At 73.0% G+C, this 4291-nt stretch carries 6 protein-coding genes, 1 tRNA gene and 1 pseudogene; 6 read left to right on the top strand and 2 right to left on the bottom strand.

Annotation, left to right across the window (positions count from 1 at the left end):
• Positions 1–440: pseudogene (locus tag VIU94_RS22375) on the top strand (hydrolase); the annotation flags it as partial.
• Positions 441–442: 2 nt separating this feature from the next.
• Positions 443–1099, top strand: coding sequence for an NAD(P)H-binding protein (locus tag VIU94_RS22370; protein WP_331913636.1), 657 nt, complete (start codon positions 443–445; stop codon positions 1097–1099).
• Between the two features lie 90 nt (positions 1100–1189).
• Here the strand turns inward: VIU94_RS22370 and VIU94_RS22365 are convergent.
• Positions 1190–1271 (bottom strand) — tRNA-Tyr (locus VIU94_RS22365).
• A 190-nt stretch (positions 1272–1461) separates the two neighbouring features.
• Between VIU94_RS22365 and VIU94_RS22360 the strand changes: the two genes are divergently transcribed.
• From VIU94_RS22360 to VIU94_RS22350, 3 genes are all read left to right on the top strand, one after another.
• On the top strand, positions 1462–1953 hold the full coding sequence (locus tag VIU94_RS22360) for a YajQ family cyclic di-GMP-binding protein (protein WP_331913635.1): 492 nt from the start codon (positions 1462–1464) through the stop codon (positions 1951–1953).
• Positions 1954–2044: 91 nt separating this feature from the next.
• Complete coding sequence (locus tag VIU94_RS22355; RefSeq protein ID WP_331913634.1) at positions 2045–2545, top strand: methylated-DNA--[protein]-cysteine S-methyltransferase; 501 nt, start codon at positions 2045–2047, stop codon at positions 2543–2545.
• 10 nt (positions 2546–2555) lie between these two features.
• Positions 2556–3185, top strand: coding sequence for an alpha-ketoglutarate-dependent dioxygenase AlkB family protein (locus tag VIU94_RS22350; RefSeq protein WP_331913633.1), 630 nt, complete (start codon positions 2556–2558; stop codon positions 3183–3185).
• Here VIU94_RS22350 and VIU94_RS22345 read toward each other — a convergent pair.
• Positions 3182–3451, bottom strand: a complete 270-nt coding sequence (locus VIU94_RS22345) for a GlsB/YeaQ/YmgE family stress response membrane protein (RefSeq protein WP_331913632.1) — start codon at positions 3449–3451, stop codon at positions 3182–3184. The genes VIU94_RS22350 and VIU94_RS22345 overlap by 4 nt on opposite strands.
• 84 nt (positions 3452–3535) lie before the next feature.
• Here VIU94_RS22345 and VIU94_RS22340 point away from each other — a divergent pair.
• A partial coding sequence (locus tag VIU94_RS22340; protein ID WP_331913631.1) for an APC family permease occupies positions 3536–4291 on the top strand: 756 nt, incomplete at its 3' end.

Below are 4291 nucleotides of genomic sequence, written 5' to 3'. Positions count from 1 at the left end.
AGTCCCGGGGCGCGGCGCCGGCCAGGCTGCTGCGCGCGGCCGGGGTGCGGCTCGCGGCGGGCGGCGGGGCGCTGAGGGACGTGTCGAACCCGGTCGGGCGCGGCGACCCGCTGGAGCCGGCGTTCCTGCTGGCCTCGCAGGGCGGACTGCGGCCCCAGGACGCGTACGGGGCGGTGAGCTCGGCGGCCCGGGCGGCGATGGGGCTGCCGGCGGTGCGGGTCGAGGCCGGGTTCCCGGCGGAGCTGCTCGCGGTGCGCGGGGACCGGTTGTCGGGCGTGCTGTCGCTCGCGTACAGCAGGATCGTGATCCACCGCGGGCGGGTGGTGGCCCGGACCAGCGCGGTGCGCGAGTACTGCGACTCGGCGGCGGCGCTCGACCTGCCGCGGCAGAGCCGGCCGGACACGGGAAGCCCTCCGGCCGGCGGCGACGTACGGTCGTGAGTATGCGCATTGTCATCGCAGGTGGACACGGTCAGATCGCGCTGCGCCTGGAGCGACTGCTCTCGGCGGGCGGACACGAGGTCGCGGGCGTCATCCGCAAGGCGGAACAGGCGGACGCGCTGCGCGCGGCGGGCGCCGAACCGGTCGTCATGGACCTGGAGTCGGCGTCGGTGGAGATGGCCGCGGCGGCCCTGCAGAACGCCGACGCGGCGGTCTTCGCGGCCGGCGCGGGCCCGGGCAGCGGCTCGGCCCGCAAGGACTCGGTGGACCGGGCGGCGGCGGTCCTGTTCGCGGACGCGGCGGAACGCGCGGGCGTGCGCCGGTACATCGTCGTCTCGTCCATGGGCGCGGACCCCGACCGCAAGGGCAACGAGGTCTTCGACGTCTACCAGCGCGCGAAGGGCGCCGCGGACGCCTACATCCGCTCCCGCCCCAACCTCGACTGGACCATCCTCCGCCCCGGCCTCCTCACCGACGACGCCGGCACCGGCCAGGTCCGCCTGGCCGCCCACACCGGCCGAGGCCCCATCCCCCGCGACGACGTGGCCGCCGTCCTCGCCGAACTCCTGGAAACCCCCGCCACGGCCGGCCTGACCCTCGAACTCGTCTCGGGCTCCGTACCGGTGGGGGTGGCGGTGCGGGACGTGGCGGGGAACTGACGGACCGTACGAGACGGTCGCTGCTCCTGCCCCACCCACGCAGAACGGCCCCTGATCGCGTTTCCGCTGATCAGGGGCCGTTCCACCACGTGGCGGCGCCAGGATTCGAACCTGGGTAGGCAGAGCCGACGGATTTACAGTCCGTTCCCATTGGCCACTCGGGCACACCGCCATGGGAGCTGCCGGTTTTTCCGCTTTTCAGCGGCGCTCTGCGGCAACGACGTAAACGATACCCGATCCTCGGGGGTGGTTCGCCACCGGATTGATCAGCGGATCGGGCGGGGGTGGGTGGCTAGGCTTTGGGGGTAACCACACGTACCCCGCGCACGCGCGAAGGCATTCGACGCAAGGAGCCACACGTCATGGCCGACTCCAGTTTCGACATCGTCTCGAAGGTCGAGCGGCAGGAGGTCGACAACGCCCTCAACCAGGCCGCGAAGGAGATCTCGCAGCGCTACGACTTCAAGGGCACCAACGCCTCGATCTCCTGGTCGGGCGAGAAGATCCTCATGCAGGCGAACGGCGAGGAGCGGGTCAACGCGATCCTCGACATCTTCCAGACCAAGCTGATCAAGCGGGGGATCTCCCTGAAGTCGCTCGACGTCGAGGGCGAGCCGCAGCTGTCCGGCAAGGAGTACAAGCTCTTCGCCTCCATCGAGGAGGGCATCTCCCAGGAGAACGCCAAGAAGGTCTCCAAGGTCATCCGCGACGAGGGCCCCAAGGGCGTCAAGGCGCAGGTGCAGGGCGACGAGCTGCGGGTCAGCTCCAAGAGCCGGGACGACCTGCAGGCCGTACAGGCGCTGCTCAAGGGCAAGGACTTCGACTTCGCCCTGCAGTTCGTGAACTACCGGTAGGCCGACCTGGTCCGCGTCTGAAAACCGCCAGCCGTCTGCCCGACGCGCTCGCACACTGGGGACCGGAGCCCGGTGCGAGGAGAGGATTTCCATGGACGTCTTGTATGCGTACGTCGACGGGGCGCTCGGGCGGATGCTGCTCGTCGGGCGGGGTCTTGACGACGGGCGGACCGCCTTGGCCTCGCTGTCGCTGCCGGAGCAGAAGGGGGCCGTCGCCGTCCGGGACGGGTGGCGGCTCGCGCCGGAGGCGTTCGCGGAGATCGCCGGGCAGCTCGGCGAGTACTTCGCCGGGCGCCGGGAGCGGTTCGACGTGCCGTTCGAGGAGAGCGGTACGGAGTTCCAGCGGCGCGTCTGGAAGGCGCTGGAGGAGATTCCGTTCGGGACCACCGTCACGTACGGCGACATCGCCCGGCAGGTCGGCTCCTCCGGGGCCGCCGTACGGGCCGTGGGCACCGCGATCGGGCGCAATCCGCTGCTCGTGGTGCGGCCCTGCCACCGGGTGATCGGGGCGGACGGGGCCCTGCGCGGGTACGCGGCAGGGCTCGAGCGCAAGGAGCGGCTGCTCGGGCTCGAGGGCGCGCTGGTGGGGTGAGGAGGAGCCCGTGGACACGCTGTTTCCGCGTCAGCGGGCCGTCGTCGCCCCGGGGGCCGTGCACGTCCCCGGGTGGCTCTCTGCCGCCCGGCAGCGGGAGTTGGTGGCCGCCTGCCGGGAGTGGGGGCGCGGGCCCGTGCCGTACCGGCACATCGTGCTGCCGGGCGGCGGCGTGATGTCCGTACAGTCGCTCGGGCTCGGGCGGCGCTGGGTGCCGTACCGGTACGTCGACGACGTCGCCGTCGAACTGCCCTCCTGGCTGGCCGACTTGGGCCGGGCGGCGGTCGCCGAGGCGTACGGCGACGACGGCGGCTACGCGCCCGACACCGCGTTCGTGAACTACTACGACGCGGGCGCCGGCGCGAAGATGGGCCTGCACCAGGACAAGGACGAGCGATCCGGTGCGCCGGTGGTGTCGCTGAGCCTGGGCGACCGGTGCGTGTTCCGGTTCGGGAACACCGAGACGCGGGGAAAGCCGTACACCGACGTGGAGTTGGCCTCCGGCGATCTGTTCGTCTTCGGCGGGGCCTCGCGGTTCGCGTACCACGGGGTGCCCAAGGTGCTGGCCGGGACCGCTCCCCCGGACCTGGGGCTCGCAGGGCGGCTGAACATCACGCTGCGCGAGACGGGGCTGCCCTAACGCTCGCGTGAGTGGCCGAAGAAGATGCGGTACGCGATCAGCAGCACCAGCGAGCCGCCTATCGCGGACAGCCAGGTCGCGCCGTCGTAGAAGTCCGCGCTGATCGGGCGGTCCAGGAAGCGGGCGGAGAGCCAGCCGCCGATGAACGCGCCGACGATCCCGATGACGGTGGTGCCGATGAGGCCGCCCGGGTCCCGGCCGGGCAGCAGGATCTTGGCGACGACGCCGGCGAGCAGGCCCAGGACGATCCAGCTGACGATACTCATGCCGGGAAAGACGCCCGGGCGGCGGTCGCGGTTGCGCCGAGGGCCCGTACCGCGATCCCCGACACCCCCCGTAACCTGCGGCGCATGGCACAGGAACTGCGGCGCACGCTCGGGGTCTTCGACGCGGTCGTGATCGGGCTCGGCTCCATGGTCGGGGCGGGGATCTTCGTGGCGCTCGGGCCGGCGGCCGGGGCGTCGGGCTCCGCGCTGCTCCCCGCGCTGGGCGTCGCCGGGCTCGTCGCGTACTGCAACGCGATGGCGTCGGCCCGGCTCGCGGCGCTGTACCCCGCCTCGGGCGGCACGTACGTGTACGGCCGCGAACGCCTCGGGCCGTTCTGGGGGTACCTGGCGGGCTGGGCGTTCGTCGTCGGCAAGACGGCCTCCTGCGCGGCGATGGCGCTGACGGTCGGGGCGTACGCGTGGCCGGACCAGGCGCACGCGGTCGCGGTCGCCGCGGTGGTCGCACTGACCGCCCTGAACTACACCGGCGTGCAGAAGTCGGCGCTGGTCACACGGGTGATCGTGGCGCTGGTGCTGGCGGTTCTGGCCGCGGTGGCGGCGGTGTCCTTCGGGGCCGGGGACGCCGGGCGACTGGCCGTCGGCGCGGACGCCACGGCCGGCGGGGTGCTCCAGGCGGCCGGGCTGCTCTTCTTCGCCTTCGCCGGGTACGCGCGGATCGCCACGCTCGGCGAGGAGGTGCGGGACCCGGCGCGCACGATCCCGCGCGCGGTTCCGCTGGCGCTCGGCATCGCGCTCGCGGTGTACGCGGCGGTCGCCGCGGCCGTCCTCGCGGTCCTGGGACCGGAGGGCCTGGCGGCCTCGGGCGCGCCGCTCTCGGAC

Source organism: Streptomyces sp. (assembly GCF_036566765.1).
Taxonomy (GTDB): domain Bacteria; phylum Actinomycetota; class Actinomycetes; order Streptomycetales; family Streptomycetaceae; genus Streptomyces.
Note: the sequence above shows the minus strand (reverse complement) of the source record. Positions and strands in the feature narration are given on the sequence as shown.

Coding starts and splice junctions, on each gene's coding strand:
- VIU94_RS22370 (WP_331913636.1), top strand. CDS start 443: ATGCGCATTGTCATCGCAGGTGGACACGGTCAGATCGCGCTGCGCCTG.
- VIU94_RS22355 (WP_331913634.1), top strand. CDS start 2,045: ATGGACGTCTTGTATGCGTACGTCGACGGGGCGCTCGGGCGGATGCTG.
- VIU94_RS22345 (WP_331913632.1), bottom strand. CDS start 3,451: ATGAGTATCGTCAGCTGGATCGTCCTGGGCCTGCTCGCCGGCGTCGTC.
- VIU94_RS22360 (WP_331913635.1), top strand. CDS start 1,462: ATGGCCGACTCCAGTTTCGACATCGTCTCGAAGGTCGAGCGGCAGGAG.